Source organism: Flavobacterium sp. LK-23 (assembly GCF_058135255.1).
In genome coordinates this window covers 46,093-66,075 of record NZ_JBYUVT010000001.1, presented here as the reverse complement: position 1 = coordinate 66,075, position 19,983 = coordinate 46,093, and the positions used below count along the sequence as shown (strand labels likewise).

Below are 19,983 nucleotides of genomic sequence, written 5' to 3'. Positions count from 1 at the left end.
AAAAAAAGCCTGAAATTTATTTTTCAGGCTTTTTTGTATTTAGTTGTATACGTGAATAACAGTTCCAGAAGATTCGACACGATATTGTTTCATCGGATATTCTTTTCCGCCAAGTCCTGTAAATAAATTATATTGAGTTTTATCACAAGAACAAACAGCATAAATTCCGTCAATTGTCATTGCAGTGCAAGAAGTTAAGGCTTGGTTTGGGCAGGCAGCATCAAAAGCGGTGTAGGTTCCTTCGCCAGTCTTCATAACAATAATTCCTTTTGCACCGTAATTGGCAACATAAACAGGGTTGCTCGGATACATTAACTTGTTATAAGTTGGCAAATTGGTATCAAGATATGCGTTTACAGAATAATTAGGAATGTAAGGATTGTTGTTGCTCTTGCTATTGTCACTACAAGAGAATAAAATAACAGTAAATGCGATAAAAAACCAGATTTTTTTCATTATTTGAATAAGAATTAGTTAAAACAAAAATAATTTATTTAGATTTGAAATCTATATGATTAACATATAATTATGTACTATTAAAAATTATAGTATATTTGTGGTAAGAAAATCCCGTCGCGATGGGATTTTTTGTATTTATATAAACGATGAAGTTATGAGTAAAGTATCTTATTATACAGCTGAAGGATTAAAAAAATTAAAAGATGAATTGGAGCACCTGAAAAGTGTAATGCGTCCAAAAGCATCTCAAGATATTGCAGACGCAAGAGATAAAGGAGATTTGTCTGAAAATGCAGAATATGATGCCGCAAAAGAAGCACAAGGCTTGTTAGAGATGAGAATTTCTAAACTAGAAGAAGTATATGCAAATGCAAGATTAATTGACGAATCTCAATTGGATGTTTCTAAAGTTTTGGTTTTATCGAATGTAAAAATCAAAAATCAAAGCAACGGAATGGAGATGAAGTATACGCTTGTTGCTGAAAGTGAAGCAGATTTAAAGACTGGTAAAATCTCTGTAACTTCTCCTATCGGGAAAGGTTTATTAGGAAAATCTGTTGGAGAAGTAGCTGAAATTACAGTTCCAAACGGAGTTTTGAAATTTGAAATTTTAGAAATTTCGAGAGATTAAATTTTAGTTTAACCGGTTAATTGTTTATTCGTTTAACCGATTTGACGATTAACCGAATTATACAAATAAACAATGGCATCAATATTCACTAAAATAGTTAACGGAGAAATTCCGGCATACAAAATCGCTGAAGACGAGAACTATTTAGCATTTTTAGATGTAAATCCGAATGCTAAAGGACATACACTTTGTATTCCGAAACAAGAAATCGATAAGATTTTTGATATGGATGAAGAATTGTATTTAGGGCTGATGAAATTTTCTAAAAAAGTGGCAGCAGCTTTAGAAAAGACAGTTCCATGCAAAAGAATCGGAATTGCAGTTGTTGGACTTGAAGTGCCTCATGCACACGTACATTTGATTCCGTTAAACCATATGGATGAAATGCGTTTTATTGATAAAGTTTCTCTTTCAAAAGAAGAATTCGAAGCTTTAGCAAAAGATATTCAGTCAAATTTATAAGATTCAAATAGAATAAGATTGTCAGGCTGAGCGGAGTCGAAGCCATATAAAGCTGAAAAATTATATATAAAGCAAAAAAGTGCAGTAATTGATTACTGCACTTTTTTATTTAATGAAATCTGAAAAGTAGTTCCTTTTCCAATTTCAGAATGCAGAACTTTTATTTTTCCATTGTGATATTCCTCGACAATTCTTTTAGTTAAAGAAAGACCAAGACCCCAGCCACGTTTTTTAGTTGTAAAACCAGTTTCAAAAATAGTTTTAAACTGCTTTTTAGGAATTCCAGTTCCAGAATCTTTAATATTGATTTTTACATGATTTGCATCTTGTTCGAGATAAAGGTCTAGTGTTCCTTTTCCTTTCATGGCATCAATAGCATTTTTAACCAAATTCTCTATCGTCCAGCTATGCAATGTTGGATTTATCATTCCTAAAATAGGTTCTTTTGGAGCTTGAAACGAAAATGCGACCTGTTTAGAAAAACGGGACTGTAGATATTCATAAGCCGTTTTAGTTTCTTGTACGATATCGTGAAGTTCCAAAACGGGTATCGAACCAATCTTGGAAAAACGATCTGTGATAGTCTGCAAACGTTCGATATCTTTTTCTATTTCGGTACTAATAGACGGATCTATATCTTCTGTTTTTAATATTTCAACCCAGCCAATTAATGAAGAAAGCGGTGTACCAATCTGATGCGCTGTTTCTTTTGCCATCCCAGCCCAAAGTTTGTTCTGGGTTGCCATTTTGGTGCTTTTATAAAAATTGTAAATTAAAGCAATACATAAAAATATAATCAGAAGCAGTGCAATAGGATAATATTTGAGTTTATTTAGTAATGAAGAGTTGCCATAATATAGTGTCTGATATTTCCCAGGTGCATATTCGAAGGTGATTGGTTCATTTTCATTTTTCAGCTTATTTAAGAAAGCGATCCTTTTTTTCTTATCATTCAGAATTTCGTCGGGGACATTTACTGCACTCACCACTTTATCATACAGCATAATTATACCCGGAATAGAAGTATTATTGTTAAAAATCTGAAGAGGAAGTTCTACATCGGTATTTTCATCGGCATTAACTATTGAAATTTGTGCCTTTACAAAAAGGTTCATTTTCAAGCGTTCTTCATTTTTAAAAATTTGGAAGAAAGTATAAGTATTCCAAAGAATTAGGGAAATGATTATAAAACAGACCGAAATAATAATCCAGCGGGTTGTATTTGTTCTTTCAGAAAAAGACATATCAGTTTTTTTGAGGTATAAATATAACGAAATATACACATTTTATATTTTGCCTATGTGGAAAGATTTTTCGTTTTTATCTGCAAAACTATTTCTTCGAATTAAACCATTTCAATACTTTTGTAGCTACTAAAATGAGATTCTGTCTAAATTTTAAAGTATGATCAGCGTTAACCCAAAAGAAATTCCAACGGCCAAATTGCAAGGCTATCTGCAGAGTTCAATCGGACCGAGGCCTATTGCTTTTGCAAGTACAATTAGCGAAACTGGAGTTCCAAATTTATCTCCCTTTAGTTTCTTTAATGTATTTAGTGCCAATCCGCCAATTTTGGTTTTTTCGCCATCAAGACGTGTTCGCGATAATACGATTAAACATACTTTAATTAATGCCGAAGCAACTAGAGAAGTAGTGATAAATGTTGTAAATTACGATATTGTTCAGCAAACTTCTTTAGCAAGTACAGAATATGGAGACGGAGTAAACGAATTTATTAAAGCTGGATTAACTCAAATCCCGTCAGATTTAGTAAAACCATATCGAGTAAAAGAATCTCCAGTTCAGTTTGAATGTAAGATTACGCAGATTATTCCGTTAGGAACAGAAGGAGGAGCAGGAAATCTGATTTTGTGCGAAGTGGTGAAAATTCATATCCACGAATCGATTCTAGATGAAAACGGAGCAATCGATCAGCATAAAATTGACTTGGTTTCGAGACTTGGAAATAATTGGTATTCAAGATCTAATCAAGGACTTTTTGAAGTTGCAAAACCCTTGACAACACTAGGGGTTGGAGTAGATGCAATACCAGATTATGTAAAAGAAAGTGATGTTTTTGATGGAAATGATTTAGGAAAATTAGGTAATATAGAAGCCTTGCCTACAAAAGAAGAAGTTACTATATTTGTGAAAGAAAATTTCGCAGTCAAAGGAGTTTTAAGCTCAGACGACCAGAAAAAAGTACACTTAGAAGCCAAAAAATACTTGGATAATGGCGATGTAGAATCGGCTTGGAAAGTACTTTTAGCTAAAAAATAAAAAGAAATAGAAACAATAATTAAATAGACGAAGATGGAAGTTACAGGAAAAGTAAAAGTGGTTAACCCAGAGCAGCAAGTTAGTGCCTCATTCAAAAAAAGAGAGTTAGTTGTTACTACTGAGGAGCAGTATCCACAACATATTTTAATCGAATTTACACAAGATAAATGCGATTTATTGAGTAGCTATAAACAAGGAGATGCAGTAAAAGTTTCTATCAATTTAAGAGGAAGAGAATGGGTTAACCCACAAGGAGAAACTAGATATTTCAATAGTATTCAAGGTTGGAGAATCGAAAGATTAGCTCCAGAAGGGCCTGCACAAGGAGCACCAATGCCAGCTGCAGAAACTTTTGCGCCAGCAACAAGTATAAACGAAGACGAACCAGACGATTTACCGTTCTAAAAAAGGTTTAAATTCCAAATTATAAATTCCAAATTCCAATTCATTCACTTGAGTTTGGGATTTGGAATTTTGTTTTTGAATTAATAATTCTAATTAGAATTTTGTCATTGAAATTTAAATAATGTATTTCTTATTTGATAATTTATATTTTCCGCCCGTTTCAGAAGCCGATGAAGAAGGTATTTTGGCTGTTGGTGGTGATTTAAGTCCCGAACGCTTAAAATTGGCGTACCAAAGAGGAATTTTCCCTTGGTTTAATGAAGGTGAGCCTATACTTTGGTGGGCACCTGATCCTCGTATGGTTTTATTTTTAGACGAATTAGTTATTTCTAAAAGTATGCGGAATATTTTAAATAGAAAACAATTTACAGTTACCTTTAATACCAATTTTAAAGAAGTAATTTCGAACTGCCAGAAAATACAACGTATTGGCCAGGACGGAACTTGGATTTCAGATGATATAGTAGAATCGTATTGTGAACTTAATCGTCAAGGAATTGCAAAATCGGTTGAGGTTTGGCAAGACGATGTTTTAGTTGGAGGTTTGTATGGCGTCGATTTGGGACATATTTTCTGTGGAGAAAGTATGTTTTCGAAAGTGTCAAATGCTTCTAAAGTGGCTTTTATATCTCTAGTAAATCATTTAGAAAAAGAGAATTACAAATTATTGGATTGTCAGGTTTATAATCCACATTTGGATAGTTTGGGTTGTCGCGAAATTGATCGTGAAGAGTTTATGTCCATTTTAAAAAGTAAATAGAAAATGAATACAATTTACAGCGTAAAAGAAATTTATATTTATCCGATAAAGAGTTTCGCGGGAATCAGCCTTAAGTCTGCAAAAGCTGAAGAAATGGGATTTGAAAACGATCGACGTTGGATGCTCATTGATGCAGAAAATCAAATGCTGACGCAGAGAGAACATCGCATTATGAGCCAGTTTTATCCGCAGATCTCAAATGGAAAAATCAGTATTACGTTTCAGGATCAAAAACATGAATTCTCTACTGACGAAAGTTTAGAAGATGCAATAGAAGTAAATGTGTGGGATGATAAAAGCCAAGTTGTTGAGGTAAATCTAGAAACATCAAAATGGTTTAGCTTGCATTTAGGTTTTGAATGCAAATTGGTTAAAATACTTAAAAATGGAGCCCGTAAGCACGAAAGTTCCAGATTAAAAGAAACATTCAATGTAAGTTTGGCAGATGGTTATCCATATTTATTAATTGGATCCAAAAGTTTAGATTTTTTGAATGAGAAGCTCGATGAAAAAATTACCATAAAAAGATTTCGTCCCAACATTGTAGTAAGCACCGAAAACCCTCATGAAGAAGATGATTTTAAGACTTTTGCGATAGGCGGAGTTCAATTTAAAAACATAAAACCTTGCGGAAGATGCGTTATGGTGAACAATGATCCAGAAAATGGACGTTTGAAAAAAGAACCTTTGAAAACGTTAAGTAAATACAGAAATGTGGACAATTCTGTCTTATTCGGAACCAATATCGTGAGTTTAAATTCTGGAATTATTAGCGTAGGTGATGAGGTTGTTTTTTAGAAATTCAGCTTTATAAAGTTCCAGTTTAAAGTATTAAAAATGACCAATTCATTTTTTAAAGTTGGTAATTCCAAAATTAATTTTAAGGTTTCGTGCGCCATCATGTTACCAATAATTCCTGGCAATGTTCCTAGAACACCGTTTAAATTGCAATTTGGAACATCTTTTGGATCGGGCATTTCAGGAAATAAATCTCTAAGATTTTTACTTCCGTTATGATTGAAAACCGCAATTTGCCCTTCAAATTTTAAAATGCTTCCGTAAACTAAAGGTTTGCCGTGCTCAATGCAAGTATCATTGACTAAATAGCGAGTAGAAAAATTATCAGAACCATCTACAACAATATCATACTGCTGAATGATTTTTGAAGCATTTTCAGCAGTTAGTTTTTCGTTAATTGCGATAGCTTCAATCAGCGGATTTAGCTTGGAAACTACATCTTTCGCTACAATTGATTTGCACTGGCCAATTTCATTTTCGGTATATAAAATTTGTCGATGAAGATTGTGAATTTCAATAGTGTCAAAATCCATGATTCCAATAAAACCAACTCCTGCAGTTGTAATGTATTGTAAAATTGGACAGCCCAAACCGCCTGCGCCAATTACTAAAACTCTAGCTTTTTTTAATTTTTCCTGCCCCTCATCACCAATTTCGGGCAGAATAGTTTGTCTGTTGTAACGAAGAAATTCTTGTATAATGCTCATTTTTTAAATTATGAATTGTGAATTGTGAACTGTGAATTGTAAAATGTTAAGTCTTCAAATCTGAAACTTGAAACTTGAAACATTTCAACTATAAGCTTTGTCCCAGTCTTTCCAAACGGGTTCATAGCCTGCGTTTTTAATAATTTTTGAAATTTCTTCTGCCGAGCGCTCATCGCTGATTTCGAATTGCTCCAAAGATTGCGGGTCGACAACATAACCACCCGGATTTGTTTTAGAACCAGCACTCATGCTTGTAACCCCAATCGGAATAATATTATTTCTAAATTTCTCGTTTTCACGAGTTGAAATCGAAATTTCTAAATCTTCATTCCATAAACGGTAAGCGCAGATTAATTGCGTCAAATCTTTATCATCCATAATAAAATTAGGTTCAATAATGCCTTCAGCTGGACGAAGACGTGGAAAAGAAACCGAATATTTCGTTTGCCAATATTTTTTTTGCAAATAATCTAAATGCAAAGCATTAAAAAAGCTATCTGTTCGCCAGTCTTCTAAACCTAATAAAACGCCCAAACCTATTTTATGAATTCCGGCAGTTCCAATTCGGTCCGGAGTTTCCAATCGATAATCGAAGTTTGATTTCTTCCCTTTTGTATGATATTTTTTGTAAACTTCCTGATGATATGTTTCTTGGTAAACTAAAACAGAATAAACACCAGCTTCATGCAGACGCTGGTAATCTTCTGTAGAAAGTGGCTGTACTTCAACAGAAATAATAGAAAAATCTTTTCTAATTAAATCAATTGCATTTAGAAAATAATTGATGTTTACTGTATAATTTGCTTCACCTGTAACCAATAAAACATGATCAAAGCCAGTGTTTTTTAAGGCTTCTACTTCCAGTTTTATCTCAGCATCAGAAAGAGTTTTTCTTTTGATTTTATTGTCTAAACTAAATCCGCAATACGTACAAATGTTTTGGCATTCGTTGCTTAAGTAAAGCGGGGCATACATCTGAATGGTTTTCCCGAAACGTTTTTTGGTGATTTCATTGCATTTTTGTGCCATTTGCTCTAAATAATTTTGAGCAATAGGAGAAATCAGAATCAAAAAATCATCGAGGTTGTATTTGGTTTTAGCCAAAGCGCGCTCAACATCTTTTGATGTGGTTTTATATATCTTGGATTGGATTTCATCCCAATTATATTGCTCAAAAATAGTTTTAAAAGTATTCATGTGAGTTTATTTAGTTTTACTGCAAAAGTTTTTTAACGCAAAGTGCGCTAAGAATACGCAAAGTTCGCTAAGCTTTGAGTTCTTGTCTTTGACAAAAAGTCCGCAAAGCTTGGCGAACTTTGCGAAAAAACCTTGCGAACTTTGCGGTTAAATTTATTCGTAAAGAAAAGAAGTCAACGGGCTAGAAGCCGAAGCATAATTTTGCTGATTGGCAACTTTAGCTTCAAAAGCTTTTCTTCCTGCAATTACAGCCTCTCTAAAAGCTTCAGCCATTAATTTCGGGTTTCCTGCAACAGCAATTGCAGTGTTCACCAAAACAGCATCAGCACCAATTTCCATTGCTTTTGCGGCATCAGAAGGAGCTCCAATTCCTGCATCGACAATAACAGGAACTGTACTTTGTTCAATGATAATTTCTAAGAAATCAATCGTTTTTAAACCTTTATTGCTTCCAATTGGTGAACCCAAAGGCATAACGGCAGCAGTCCCAGCACTTTCCAAATGTTTACACAAAACAGGATCAGCATGAATGTAAGGAAGTACAATAAAGCCGAGTTTAGCCAATTCTTCTGTTGCTTTTAAAGTCTCAATTGGATCTGGCATTAAATATTTTGGATCGGGATGAATTTCGAGTTTTACCCAATTGGTTTCCAAAGCTTCACGAGCTAGTTGCGCTGCAAAAACAGCTTCTTTGGCATTTCTTGCTCCCGAAGTGTTGGGCAATAAATTGATTTTTGGATGATTTAAATGCGATAAAATAGCATCTGTATCCGTTTCCAGATCGATACGTTTTAAGGCAACCGTAACCAATTCACTTTCTGAAGCTAAAATAGCGCTTTCCATTTCTTCATTAGAACCAAATTTTCCCGTTCCAAGAAACAAGCGGGAGTGAAGGGTTTTGTCTCCTATATTAAACAATGATGTTTGCATGTAATTTTTCGTTTAGTTGATGAATTAATTTTTCTTTCTCATCACTTTCGGTAATGATTCCAGAAACGGCAATTCCATGAATTCCAGTCTCCATTAACGGACTCACGTCTCTTAATGTGATTCCTCCAATGGCATACACAGGAAGATCGATTTTATTTTTTTTCAGTTTTTGAAGAATATCGAAATAGCCTGATAATCCTAAAATTGGACTTAGTTTTTCTTTTGTGGCAGTAAAGCGAAAAGGTCCTAATCCAATATAATCACAGCCATTTTTAACATGATTTTCAATATCTTCGAAAGTATTTGCAGTTCCTCCGATAATTTTTGCAGCGCCTAAAATCGCCCTTGCTTCGTCGATTTTGGTATCGGTTAATCCTAAGTGAACTCCACAAGCGTCTATTTCTTTGGTAAGATGCAAATCGTCATTTACAATAAAATTGGCGGTGTACTTTTCGCATAAACATTTTACCGCTTCCGCTAAAGTGAAAGCATCTTTTTGTGTTTGGTTTTTAAAACGCATTTGTATCCAATTGCAACCAGCGTCGAGCGCCTTGTGAATATTATACAATTGATTTTCGATAGTTTCGCCCTGCGAGATATATTGAAGTTTGCTATACATAGTGATATCCTATTAAAGTTGTAGTTGAGCTCAAGTAATTTTCGATATAGATTTTAGCGTTTTTACAGGCTTCTTTTACAGGCTGATTTAAAGCTAAATTCGAAGCAATGGCAGAAGAAAGTACACAACCTGAGCCATGTTTTTCAAAGCAGTTTTTTTCTGATGGAAGTAATTCTAACACTTCATCTTTTAGAAATAGACGATCCGTTCCTAGTGCCTTTTCGTTATGTCCGCCTTTTAATAAAATGTTCGTTGAAAATTTATTTTCTTTAGAAATATAATCAGGAAATAAAATTTCAGCTTCATGATAATTCGGTGTAATCAAATCGATTTTTGACAGTATTTTATTTAAATCAAATTGATCTTCAGTATTCATAAATTCAAATTTTGTAGTCGATTTTAAAACAGGATCCCAAACAATTTTTGCTGAAGGAGAAAGCTGTTTTATAATTGAAAGAATCTGGTTTAAATCATGTAAAGAAGACACAATTCCAATTTTCACAACGCTAATTTTATAATTTGAAAACAAAGTTTTGATCGAACGAATTACAAAACTCAAATCAGTCCACTGAATTTCATAAAACTGATTTTCAGTTTGAATAGTATTTGCTGTAGAAATAGCAAGACCAGCCACTTTATGCTGTTCAAATGTTTTGATGTCAGCCAAAATTCCAGCGCCACCAGACGGATCTAAACCTGCTATTGTAAGTACGAATGGACGATTTTCTGACATAATTTAAATTGTTTTAACGGATTTTCATTTTTCCAAATAGTTCCCAAAAGAGCGACATCATCAAAACCATTTTCAAATGCTTTTTGAATGTTTTCTGAATCAATTCCGCCCAAAGCAACCATTTTTGTTTTATGATTTTTTCTTGATTTTATTTCTTGAAAAAGATCTTTTTGAGGAGAATAATTTTCTTTAGAAATACTTTTAAAAACAGGACTTAAGAATGCATAATTAAATTTCGTTTCTAACGAATTGAAATCTTCGATGGAATGCGTTGATGTTGAAATTGATTCGCATTTAAACCTACAAGGTTTTGGAAACCTTGCAGGAAATTCTTTTCTCTCTTTCTCAGAAAAATGAAATCGATCAATACCAAGATCTTCGGCTAACTGATGATGACTGTGCAAAACTAGATTAGTCCGAAATTCTAATTTGATCTGATGAATAAATTGTGTCATTTCTACTTCTGAAAAATCAGGTTTTCTAATATGAAGCAAAGACAATCCTTCTTCCAATAAAGAATGAAGAATTTGAATTTCATCTTCAATAAAAAAAGGATTTGTAATTACAATCATTATTTGAAAGTATTAAGATTTGAGTATTAAGTACTAAGACGAGAGTATCAAGATGGAAGGATTGAAAGTTTATCGATTTAAAATCTTAATACTTAATTCTTTCATCTTGATACTTTGATTATATGTAAATCTCTTTTCCTTGTTCAATAAATTCTTCTGATTTCTCCTGCATTCCTTTTTCAGCCGCAGCGACATCTCTAATTTCCTGAGATATTTTCATAGAACAGAATTTAGGGCCGCACATCGAGCAAAAGTGTGCTACTTTTGCGCCATCAGCAGGAAGTGTTTCATCATGGAATTCTCTTGCTGTGTCTGGATCTAAAGCCAAATTAAACTGATCTTCCCAACGGAATTCAAATCTTGCTTTGCTTAACGCGTTATCGCGATACTGCGCACCCGGATGGCCTTTCGCTAAGTCGGCAGCATGGGCAGAAATTTTATAAGTGATTACCCCATCTTTAACATCTTTTTTATTCGGTAGACCTAAATGTTCTTTCGGTGTAACATAGCACAACATCGCGCATCCGTACCAGCCAATCATAGCGGCCCCAATTGCCGAAGTGATATGGTCGTAACCCGGCGCAATATCCGTAGTTAAAGGGCCTAAAGTATAAAATGGAGCTTCATGACAATGTTCCAGCTGTTTGTCCATGTTTTCTTTAATCATGTGCATTGGTACGTGCCCTGGACCTTCAATAAAAACCTGAACATCGTGTTTCCAAGCAATTTTTGTCAATTCACCCAAAGTTTCTAATTCGGCAAATTGTGCAGCGTCATTCGCATCTGCAATCGAACCCGGACGCAAACCGTCTCCAAGAGAAAAAGCCACATCGTATTGTTTCATGATTTCGCAGATTTCTTCAAAATGCGTGTAAAGAAAGTTTTCTTTATGATGAAATAAACACCATTTTGCCATAATAGAACCGCCTCGAGAAACGATTCCAGTAACGCGATTTGCGGTTAAATGAATGTAGCGAAGCAAAACCCCAGCGTGAATGGTAAAATACGAAACACCTTGTTCTGCTTGTTCAATCAACGTATCACGGAAAATTTCCCAAGTTAAATCTTCGGCAATTCCTTTTACTTTTTCAAGAGCTTGATAAATTGGAACAGTCCCAATTGGAACAGGAGAATTTCGAATAATCCATTCTCTAGTTTCGTGAATATTTTTTCCTGTTGATAAATCCATAATCGTATCAGCTCCCCAACGGCAAGCCCAAACGGCTTTTTCAACCTCTTCTTCAATGCTTGAAGTCACGGCGCTATTTCCGATATTGGCATTTATTTTCACCAAAAAATTACGTCCCACAATCATAGGTTCGCTTTCTGGATGGTTGATGTTGTTTGGAATAATCGCCCTTCCGCAGGCAACTTCAGAGCGTACAAATTCTGGAGTGATTTTGTTTTTTGGAGTATTTGCACCAAAACTATTTCCGCTGTGCTGGCATTGCATGGCTTTGGTTTGTTCATTTAAAAGTTCAATACGTTGGTTTTCACGAATCGCAATATATTCCATTTCTGGAGTAATGATTCCTTGTTTGGCGTAATACAATTGTGTTACGTTCGCGCCTTTCTTAGCACGTTTTGGCTGATGTAAATACTCAAAACGAAGATGATTTAGGTTTTCATCTTTTAATCGGCTTAAGCCATAATCTGAAGTAATTTCGTCTAGAATTTCAACATCATTTCGATCTAGAATCCATTGTTCTCTTAATCGCGGCAATCCTTTTCTAATATCAATTTCAATATTCGGATCTGTGTAAGCGCCCGAAGTGTCATAAACTGTTACGGGTGGATTTTTCTCAATTCCGCCATTTGAAAGTTTGGTATCGCTCAAAGTAATTTCGCGCATTGCTACTTTTATGGGATGAATTTCTCCATCGATATATACTTTCTTAGAATTTGGAAACGGGGTTCTGGATATTTGTTCTTCTGTAGTCATAGTAAAAGAAGTTATAAGTTATGAGTCATGAGCTGTTGTAGAGACGTACTGCAGTGCGTCTTCGTAAAGGATGAAAATTTGGAATTTGGAATTTTCTGTTTTGGAATTTTAAAAATTAACCGCCTTGTGTGGCAGAAATAATCAGAATTTCGTCAGTTTCTTGTACGAAGAATTCGCGCCATTTGTTTTTTGGAACAACAGTATTGTTGACGGCAATAGCGATTCCGTTTTGTTTTTGCGGAATTTCGAGATCGAGCAATGATTGAACGCTTAGCGTTTCAGCATTGAATTGTTTGGTTTGTTGATTGATTTTAAGTTCCATTCCTTATTGAGTTTAGTGTATAGATACACCTTAGGAATGGCTACAAGAACGCATAAAAATGCGTGCAGAAGTCATCTTACTTTTCCCTACGCTAGTATGAACTAGATCAGGTTCAGAGGGTAAAATCTCAGCCTACAAGTTTGTAGACACCCCTAAAGTGTGAAGCAAATATATGTAATTTTTGTTTAAAAGTTTCAGGTTTCAGGTTTCAGGTTCAAAAAAACTGAAAACTGTGACTGAAAACCGAGACTATTTTCCTTTTCGGGTAAAGCAATCTTCCACGTGATCATTGACCATTCCAGTTGCCTGCATGTGTGCATAAATAACCGTCGAACCGACAAATTTAAAACCGCGTTTTTTTAAATCTTTGCTTATTTCATCTGAAAGTGGAGTAGTAGCTGGGGCATCTTTTGAATTTTTTAGATGGTTTACAATCGGTTTTCCATCAGTATATTTCCAAATATAATTAGAGAAAGAACCAAATTCCTCCTGGACTTTCATAAAAGCCAGAGCATTAGAAACCGCTGCCTTAATTTTTAGTTTGTTCCTAATAATTCCTGTATTTTGCATTAACTCTTCAATTTTATCTTCAGAGTAAAGGGCTATTTTTTTATAATCAAAATAATCAAAAGCAGCTCTGAAGTTTTCTCTTTTGTTTAAAATTGTAATCCAACTTAAACCAGCCTGAAAAGTTTCTAAAATTAAAAATTCAAATAAAGTAGGATCGTCATAAACAGGAACACCCCATTCTTCATCATGATATTTTTTATACAAATCGCTGGCAGAGCACCAGCTGCATCTTATTGGTTCCATCTTTTTATTTTAAATGTATAAAAAATGCCTCAAACTATAAAGCTTGAGGCATTTGGAAATTCTTAATTTTAAGAATTATTTTTTCTTATATACAGAAATTGCGCTTATTGATATTCCGCCTTCAGAATAAGTGAATTTTATTTTTAAAGTGCTGCCACTTAATTCTAAAATTTCGTATTTAACTTCCTCGTCACTATATTTTAGAGTTACAGTATTACCGTCTTTTTTCCAAGTACCATCTTCAGTATAAGTACTACACTTTGAATCCCAATATTCTGATGTAGTATCTACAAATTTACCATCATTAGAAAATGTCATTGTTGGAATTTCACAGCCTTCACTGTCATAAGGTTGTAATATTTCTTTGCCACTAATAACTGCTCCTTGGTGGGTTACTTCCCATTTTCCTTCAATTGATCCGCCGTTCTTATCATCATCACTGCTGCAAGATACTGCTGTTAAACCTAATGTCAAGATTGACACGAAAAGAATACTTAGTTTTTTCATTTTGGTAGATTTGTTTTGTTAAATTTTTTAACAAAAGTAAAATCTTTTTTAAGAAAACCTAGGCTTTTAAATCAGTTTTTTCGCATTTATTTAACATTTTTTTATAATTTACTGATTTTCAGATAAATCTGATGAATTTTTTTTATCTTCCTATTTGCCAACTATATCCCTTTACACTTGGGATATATGCAGAATGTCCAACAATGACTAGATTGGTATAGATTTTTCGGTTGTATTTAATGCCAATTGCATTTCCGGAAGTGTACATTTTATTGGCTTTAAAAACTACTTTCATTTTACCGTCTTCAAGTTCTGCGTCAGATACTTTTTCAACAAGCCAAGTAGATTGCCACTTTAAGGCCAATTCATTTTCTGCTGTTTTGGTTACGCTTTTTATTAGTTTAACAGCTTCTTCTGGAATTTCAAATTGTTCTGTTAGTTGCTTTTGAGTCATAGTCTCACCTATTTTGCATTTTGCTAATATTTTACGAACATTAACAAAATTCAATAATTCCTCGCTGACTTCTTTTTTTACAGATATTGGAGCACTTGCAGCGGTATTTTCCGCTTGAGAGTTTAAAGTGTTTACTTCTATCAGGTTTTTAAGTGAAAAAGGATTTTTTTGAGCAGTAGTTTTCTTTGAGCCAAACTCTTTTGGAGCAGTTATGTTTTTTGAAGAAATTTTACGAGGTATCTTCATAGCTGCTGGTGTCAACTTATTGACAGATTGAATGACTTTTTTAGGCTGTTTTTTTTCGTCATTGCCACAGCTGAAAAAGAAATAGGTAACAGAGAATAAAATAAGTAAGTAATTATTTTTCATGACCTAAATATGTTTTTTATCCCTTGTGTGCAGGATCTTGGTCTAAATATTTTTTAATCAGATGATGGCCTAAATAAATTGCTGGAGTTAATAAAATAGCAATTGCTAATTTAAAAGTATATCCTATTAACCCTGAAGATATAAAAGTGTCAAAATCAATTTTTCCTGGAAGCCAAAAAGCAATTCCTAGAACAATAAACGAATCAAACAATTGCGAAATAACAGTAGAGCCAGTCGCTCTTAGCCATATTTTCTTTTCGCCAGTTCTGTTTTTGAAAAACCAAAATATCCAGACGTCAATCAGCTGAGAGGCCATAAAGGCAATTAAACTTCCCACGATAATCCACATACTTTGCCCAAAAACAGCTTCAAACTGCTGATCGTTAACAGGGCTGATTCCTTTTGCGGCGGGAATAACAATTGCCATAAAAAGTATCAGAAAAGCATAAGCAATCAGACATGCTGTAATGAAAGAAAGTTTTTTTACTCCTTTTTCGCCAAAATATTCATTAATCAAATCGGTTGTAAGAAATACAATTGGCCAAGGCAAAATTCCTATACTCATCACAAAAGGACCAATTTGAATTAGCTTTCCTCCAATTAACTCAGCTACAACGGCATTGGTTATAAATATTCCTGCTAAAATTACAAAAACAATTTCTTTTCTGGTTTTAAACATGTCATTTTTAAATTGATATTTCAAAAATAAACTATTTCTTTTAAATCTTTGAAACGGATTAATTTTTATAATCCTTTTCGATATGAAGTTTGCTTTTGATTGGTTAATTTTGAGATTCTGTTGCTTTTTTTTAATTGAAATTTTGCACAGAATTAATTAATGTATTTGTTATGAAAACACCAATAGAATTAAATAATCCATTGTTAAAAAGTTGGTCTGGTCCTTATGGAGGCGTTCCAGATTTTAAAGCTTATAAAGTTTCTGATTTTCAGCCTGCAATAGAATTTGCAATTCAGGAAAAACTACAAGAAATTGATGCAATCGTCAATAATCCAGAAAAACCTACATTTAAAAATACTATTGAAGCTTTAGAACTTTCGGGCGGAAAATTAGATCAAATTCATGCGGTCTACGGTATTTACAGGTCCAATCTGAGTACTCCAGAATTTAATGTGGTTGATACCGAAATGTCGCCAAAGTTGGCGGAGATTAATGATAAATTGTATCAAAATGGAAAGCTGTTTTCTAGAATTGAGACCTTATACAAATCAGATGAAAAGGAGAATTTAACTAAAGAACAGCAACGCTTGCTTTGGCTGTATTATACCGATTTTGTTAGGGAAGGAGCAGAGCTAAACGAAGCGAATAAAGATAAAGTGGCTAAGATCAATCAGGAATTAGCGGGGCTTTTTACAGCTTTCAGTCAAAAGTTGCTAGCAGAAGAGAATAATCAATATATCGAGCTAAATACCAAAGCTGATTTTGACGGTTTGCCTGAAGAATTTAAGAATGCGGCAATTGCCGAAGCGAAAGAAAGAAATCTAAATGTTTTAGGATGTATTGGAAATACAAGATCTTCGATCGAGCCCTTTTTGACTTTCTCAAACAGAAGGAATTTAAGAGAAAAAGCTTTTGATATTTTCGTAAAAAGAGGTGATAATAAGAATGAAAATGATACAAATGAAATATTGGTGTCTATTTTAAAATTGAGAACTGAAAAAGCGAAAATTTTAGGTTTTAAAAACTTTGCTGAATGGAGTTTGTCTAATAAAATGGCCAAAGACCCACAGAAAACGCTGGATTTAATGAACTCGGTATGGAAACCTGCCGTAGAAAAGGTGAAAAATGATGTTTTTGCTATGCAGGAAATGGTAAATAATGAAGGTGGAGATTTTAAAATACAGCCTTGGGATTATCGTTTTTATGCGGAAAAAGTTAGAAAAGCGCAATATGATTTGGATCAAAATGAAATAAAGCAATATCTGCAATTAGAGAATTTGCGAGAAGGAATGTTCTGGGTAGCTGGAGAATTGTTTGATTTAGGATTTAAACAGTTATTTGATGTTCCGGTATATCATGCCGATGTTCGTGTTTGGGAAGTGAATAATAAAAATACAGGAGAACCAATCGGTTTGTGGTATTTTGATCCATATGCGCGCGTTGGTAAACGTTCAGGTGCATGGATGAATTCACATAGAGACCAACAAAAAATAAAAGGTAACGTGCTTCCTATTGTGTCGAACAATTGCAATTTTATTAAAGGAAACAGTGATGAACCCGTTTTAATCTCATGGGACGATGCTACAACTTTATTTCATGAATTTGGACATGCTTTACACGGATTATGCTCGAATGTAACTTATCCGAGTCTTTCTGGGACTTCTGTTGCGAGAGATTATGTAGAGTTTCCTTCGCAATTGCTAGAACATTGGTTAGGGACTCCAGAAGTGTTGAATAAATTTGCACTTCATTATAAAACGAATGAACCTTTATCACAATCATTGGTAGAAAGAATAGGAAAAGCGGCCAATTTTAACGAAGGTTTTGCAACAGTAGAAACGATTTCAAGTTCTTTTGTTGATATGAAACTGCATTTAACAACTGAAACGGTCGATCCGAATGCATTTGAAGAGAAAGTCCTAAGTGAAATTAATATGCCTGCTGAAATTGTGATGCGACATAGGATTCCGCAATTTGCTCATATTTTTTCAAGTGACGGATATGCGGCTGGGTATTATAGTTATTTATGGGCAGATGTGATTAATGCAGATGCTTACGAAGCATTTTTGGAAGGAGAGGGACCTTTTGATAAGAATGTTTCTGAACGCCTTTATAAAACGGTTTTAAGCGTTGGAAATACGATTGATAATGAAGAGATGTATGAAAATTTCAGAGGACATTCGCCACAATCTAACGCATTGATGAGAGCAAGAAATTTTCCAATTGAAAGTTAGTCTTGTATTGAAATAAAAAAAAGCTCGAATAAATAAATATTCGGGCTTTTTAATATTGAAAAAATAATATATTAACCTAAAGTAACTCTTTTGAAACCTGTGATTTCAACATTGAATCCTTTTACGTAATCACTAACTTTTTTACTGTCATCTTTGATGAAGTTTTGATCTAAAAGAGCTTTCTCTTGATCTAAAGTAGTGTTGTCAGAGATAAAACGTTGAACTTTACCTGGAAGAATTTTATCCCAGATTTGCTCTGGTTTTCCTTCAGCTTTTAATTCAGCTTTAGCATCTTCTTCAGCTTGTTTGATAACTTCAGGAGTTAATTGAGAGAAAGAGATGTATTTAGGAACATTTTTTAATGTTTTTCCTAAACGTTTTGCTTCTTCATTGTCTTTTTCGATTACAGCAATACGAGCAGCAAGTTCAGATTCAACGAAAGCAGGATCAAAATCTTTGTAAGATAATGTGTCAGCTCCCATAGAAGCAACTTGCATAGAGATGTCTTTTGTTAAAGCTTCAGCGTTTGCAACTGGAGCAGAAATTGCAGTTAAAGCAGCAATTTTGTTAACGTGAACATAAGATCCAACGTAAGCACCTTCTAAAATTTCGAAACCACCGATTTCGATTTTTTCCCCGATAACACCAGTTTGCTCGATTAATTTCTCAGCAACAGTGATTCCGTTGAAATCAGAAGCTAATAATTCTTCTTTAGTAGAGAAGTTGATCGCTTTTTCAACTAAATCTTTAGCTAAAGTTACGAAAGCTTCATTTTTACCTACGAAGTCAGTTTCACAGTTTAAAGTAAGAATAGCTCCTTTAGTGTTGTCAGCATTGATAAAAGAAACAGCAGCTCCTTCAGAAGACTCACGGTCAGAACGGTTAGCAGCAACTTTTTGTCCTTTTTCTCTAAGGATTTGGATTGCTTTATCGAAATCTCCTTCAGCTTCAACTAAAGCTTTTTTACAGTCCATCATTCCGGCACCTGTAGATTGTCTTAATTTATTTACGTCTGCAGCAGTAATTGTTGACATAATATTTTGAATTTTTAATGTTAAAAGTAAAAAATTCCAGCTTTTAAATCCCAAACTCCAATTTTAATAAATTATCAACATAACGTTTTTAATTTTGTATTTGGACTTTGGAATTTAAAATTTGGAATTTAAAATTTGATTTATTCTTCAGTTGCAGGAGCAGCTTCAGCCTCAACAGCAGGAGCTTCTTCAGCAGCTTCAACTTCTTTTTCAGCACCTCTGTCAGAAAGACCTTCGATTACTGCAGTAGTTACTAAAGATAAAATTTTGTCAATTGATTTAGAAGCGTCATCATTTGCAGGAATCACGTAATCAACCTCTCTTGGGTCAGAATTCGTATCAACCATTGCGAAAACTGGAATGTTTAATTTTTGAGCTTCTTTTATTGCGATGTGTTCAGCTTTGATATCTACTACGAACAATGCTGCAGGTAGTCTAGACATATCAGCAATTGAACCTAAGTTTTTCTCTAATTTAGCACGTAGACGATCAACTTGTAAACGCTCTTTTTTAGATAAAGTGTTGAAAGTACCATCTTTCTTCATTTTATCGATAGAAGACATTTTTTTAACTGCCTTTCTGATAGTTACGAAGTTAGTCAACATTCCACCTGGCCATCTTTCAGTGATGTAAGGCATGTTTGCAGCTTTTGCTTTATCAGCAACGATGTCTTTTGCTTGTTTTTTGGTAGCTACGAATAAGATTTTTCTACCTGATGCAGCGATTTTTTTCAAAGCTTCGTTAGCCTCTTCAATTTTAGCTGCAGTTTTATATAGATTGATAATGTGAATACCATTACGCTCCATATAAATGTAAGGAGCCATGTTTGGATCCCATTTTCTAGTCATGTGTCCGAAGTGAACACCTGCTTCTAGTAATTCTTTTACTTCTATTTTGTTTGCCATTTTTGTACTAGTTTACGTTCTGTTGATTAGCAATGTATAAATGGCGATTTCTCTGGCTTTATACATTTAGATGCTAAACTATATCCTACCTCGGTAGGAGAGCAACAATAACTGTGTTTTTTAATTTCAATAAATAATTGATAATGTCTTGTCCCATTTGAACAAGACAGG

At 34.1% G+C, this 19,983-nt stretch carries 23 protein-coding genes and 1 riboswitch; of the genes, 7 read left to right on the top strand and 16 right to left on the bottom strand.

Annotation, left to right across the window (positions count from 1 at the left end; translation table 11 throughout):
* Nucleotides 1-39: 39 nt before the first annotated feature.
* Nucleotides 40-456 (bottom strand): Rieske (2Fe-2S) protein, encoded by a 417-nt coding sequence (locus AC3Y25_RS00295; RefSeq protein ID WP_489901350.1) that lies wholly within the window; start codon nucleotides 454-456, stop codon nucleotides 40-42.
* A 157-nt stretch (nucleotides 457-613) separates the two neighbouring features.
* On the opposite strand from AC3Y25_RS00295, the gene greA reads away from it, so the two are divergent.
* Nucleotides 614-1,090 carry a transcription elongation factor GreA gene (gene greA, locus AC3Y25_RS00290; protein ID WP_111288069.1) on the top strand — a complete coding sequence of 159 codons (477 nt, stop codon included), beginning with the start codon at nucleotides 614-616 and terminating at the stop codon, nucleotides 1,088-1,090.
* Between the two features lie 72 nt (nucleotides 1,091-1,162).
* Entirely contained in the window at nucleotides 1,163-1,552 is a 390-nt protein-coding gene (locus AC3Y25_RS00285; RefSeq protein WP_129748510.1) for an HIT family protein, read from the top strand.
* A gap of 92 nt (nucleotides 1,553-1,644) precedes the next feature.
* Here AC3Y25_RS00285 and AC3Y25_RS00280 read toward each other — a convergent pair whose 3' ends face one another.
* A complete protein-coding gene (locus AC3Y25_RS00280) occupies nucleotides 1,645-2,796 on the bottom strand; it encodes a sensor histidine kinase (protein ID WP_489901349.1) in 1,152 nt (383 codons plus the stop codon).
* Between the two features lie 160 nt (nucleotides 2,797-2,956).
* Here AC3Y25_RS00280 and AC3Y25_RS00275 point away from each other — a divergent pair, with 160 nt between their 5' ends.
* The 4 genes from AC3Y25_RS00275 (at nucleotide 2,957) to AC3Y25_RS00260 (ending at nucleotide 5,795) form a co-directional block, all read left to right on the top strand.
* The gene (locus AC3Y25_RS00275) at nucleotides 2,957-3,832 is read left to right on the top strand and encodes a flavin reductase family protein (protein WP_489901348.1); all 876 of its coding nucleotides are present in this window, start codon (nucleotides 2,957-2,959) and stop codon (nucleotides 3,830-3,832) included.
* Between the two features lie 33 nt (nucleotides 3,833-3,865).
* Nucleotides 3,866-4,237 carry a DUF3127 domain-containing protein gene (locus tag AC3Y25_RS00270; RefSeq protein ID WP_095927972.1) on the top strand — a complete coding sequence of 124 codons (372 nt, stop codon included), beginning with the start codon at nucleotides 3,866-3,868 and terminating at the stop codon, nucleotides 4,235-4,237.
* 121 nt (nucleotides 4,238-4,358) lie between these two features.
* Entirely contained in the window at nucleotides 4,359-4,997 is a 639-nt protein-coding gene (gene aat / locus AC3Y25_RS00265; protein ID WP_489901347.1) for a leucyl/phenylalanyl-tRNA--protein transferase, read from the top strand.
* Nucleotides 4,998-5,000: 3 nt separating this feature from the next.
* Nucleotides 5,001-5,795 (top strand): MOSC domain-containing protein, encoded by a 795-nt coding sequence (locus AC3Y25_RS00260; protein WP_489901346.1) that lies wholly within the window; start codon nucleotides 5,001-5,003, stop codon nucleotides 5,793-5,795.
* On the opposite strand, the gene AC3Y25_RS00255 is transcribed toward AC3Y25_RS00260, so the two are convergent.
* The 12 genes from AC3Y25_RS00255 to AC3Y25_RS00200 all read right to left on the bottom strand — a co-directional run bounded on the left by AC3Y25_RS00255 (nucleotide 5,792) and on the right by AC3Y25_RS00200 (nucleotide 15,639).
* On the bottom strand, nucleotides 5,792-6,502 hold the full coding sequence (locus tag AC3Y25_RS00255) for a HesA/MoeB/ThiF family protein (RefSeq protein ID WP_489901345.1): 711 nt from the start codon (nucleotides 6,500-6,502) through the stop codon (nucleotides 5,792-5,794). The two genes, AC3Y25_RS00260 and AC3Y25_RS00255, sit on opposite strands and share 4 nt — an antisense overlap.
* A gap of 84 nt (nucleotides 6,503-6,586) precedes the next feature.
* Nucleotides 6,587-7,699: a 2-iminoacetate synthase ThiH gene (gene thiH / locus AC3Y25_RS00250; protein ID WP_489901344.1), complete on the bottom strand. Its 1,113-nt coding sequence runs from the start codon at nucleotides 7,697-7,699 to the stop codon at nucleotides 6,587-6,589.
* 153 nt (nucleotides 7,700-7,852) lie between these two features.
* The gene (locus AC3Y25_RS00245) at nucleotides 7,853-8,629 is read right to left on the bottom strand and encodes a thiazole synthase (RefSeq protein ID WP_489901343.1); all 777 of its coding nucleotides are present in this window, start codon (nucleotides 8,627-8,629) and stop codon (nucleotides 7,853-7,855) included.
* Entirely contained in the window at nucleotides 8,610-9,248 is a 639-nt protein-coding gene (locus AC3Y25_RS00240; protein WP_489901342.1) for a thiamine phosphate synthase, read from the bottom strand. The genes AC3Y25_RS00245 and AC3Y25_RS00240 overlap by 20 nt, the downstream gene beginning before the upstream one ends.
* Entirely contained in the window at nucleotides 9,241-9,981 is a 741-nt protein-coding gene (locus AC3Y25_RS00235) for a hydroxymethylpyrimidine/phosphomethylpyrimidine kinase (RefSeq protein WP_489901341.1), read from the bottom strand. Before AC3Y25_RS00235 ends, AC3Y25_RS00240 begins: the two co-directional genes overlap by 8 nt.
* Nucleotides 9,948-10,553: a thiamine phosphate synthase gene (locus AC3Y25_RS00230; protein ID WP_489901340.1), complete on the bottom strand. Its 606-nt coding sequence runs from the start codon at nucleotides 10,551-10,553 to the stop codon at nucleotides 9,948-9,950. Before AC3Y25_RS00230 ends, AC3Y25_RS00235 begins: the two co-directional genes overlap by 34 nt.
* 118 nt (nucleotides 10,554-10,671) lie before the next feature.
* On the bottom strand, nucleotides 10,672-12,495 hold the full coding sequence (thiC, locus tag AC3Y25_RS00225) for a phosphomethylpyrimidine synthase ThiC (RefSeq protein ID WP_489901339.1): 1,824 nt from the start codon (nucleotides 12,493-12,495) through the stop codon (nucleotides 10,672-10,674).
* A 115-nt stretch (nucleotides 12,496-12,610) separates the two neighbouring features.
* Entirely contained in the window at nucleotides 12,611-12,817 is a 207-nt protein-coding gene (thiS, locus tag AC3Y25_RS00220) for a sulfur carrier protein ThiS (protein WP_489901338.1), read from the bottom strand.
* 66 nt (nucleotides 12,818-12,883) lie between these two features.
* Nucleotides 12,884-12,981, bottom strand: a riboswitch (TPP riboswitch).
* Between the two features lie 85 nt (nucleotides 12,982-13,066).
* On the bottom strand, nucleotides 13,067-13,630 hold the full coding sequence (locus AC3Y25_RS00215) for a DNA-3-methyladenine glycosylase I (RefSeq protein ID WP_489901337.1): 564 nt from the start codon (nucleotides 13,628-13,630) through the stop codon (nucleotides 13,067-13,069).
* Nucleotides 13,631-13,705: 75 nt separating this feature from the next.
* Nucleotides 13,706-14,137, bottom strand: a complete 432-nt coding sequence (locus AC3Y25_RS00210; protein WP_489901336.1) for a lipocalin-like domain-containing protein — start codon at nucleotides 14,135-14,137, stop codon at nucleotides 13,706-13,708.
* Nucleotides 14,138-14,279: 142 nt separating this feature from the next.
* The gene (locus AC3Y25_RS00205) at nucleotides 14,280-14,960 is read right to left on the bottom strand and encodes a hypothetical protein (protein ID WP_489901335.1); all 681 of its coding nucleotides are present in this window, start codon (nucleotides 14,958-14,960) and stop codon (nucleotides 14,280-14,282) included.
* Nucleotides 14,961-14,976: 16 nt separating this feature from the next.
* The gene (locus AC3Y25_RS00200) at nucleotides 14,977-15,639 is read right to left on the bottom strand and encodes a queuosine precursor transporter (RefSeq protein ID WP_095927957.1); all 663 of its coding nucleotides are present in this window, start codon (nucleotides 15,637-15,639) and stop codon (nucleotides 14,977-14,979) included.
* Nucleotides 15,640-15,809: 170 nt separating this feature from the next.
* Here AC3Y25_RS00200 and AC3Y25_RS00195 point away from each other — a divergent pair, with 170 nt between their 5' ends.
* Nucleotides 15,810-17,873: a M3 family metallopeptidase gene (locus AC3Y25_RS00195; protein WP_489901334.1), complete on the top strand. Its 2,064-nt coding sequence runs from the start codon at nucleotides 15,810-15,812 to the stop codon at nucleotides 17,871-17,873.
* Nucleotides 17,874-17,944: 71 nt separating this feature from the next.
* On the opposite strand, the gene tsf is transcribed toward AC3Y25_RS00195, so the two are convergent.
* Nucleotides 17,945-18,907, bottom strand: a complete 963-nt coding sequence (gene tsf, locus AC3Y25_RS00190; RefSeq protein ID WP_250834157.1) for a translation elongation factor Ts — start codon at nucleotides 18,905-18,907, stop codon at nucleotides 17,945-17,947.
* Nucleotides 18,908-19,047: 140 nt separating this feature from the next.
* Nucleotides 19,048-19,812: a 30S ribosomal protein S2 gene (gene rpsB, locus AC3Y25_RS00185; RefSeq protein WP_095927954.1), complete on the bottom strand. Its 765-nt coding sequence runs from the start codon at nucleotides 19,810-19,812 to the stop codon at nucleotides 19,048-19,050.
* Nucleotides 19,813-19,983: the final 171 nt, after the last annotated feature.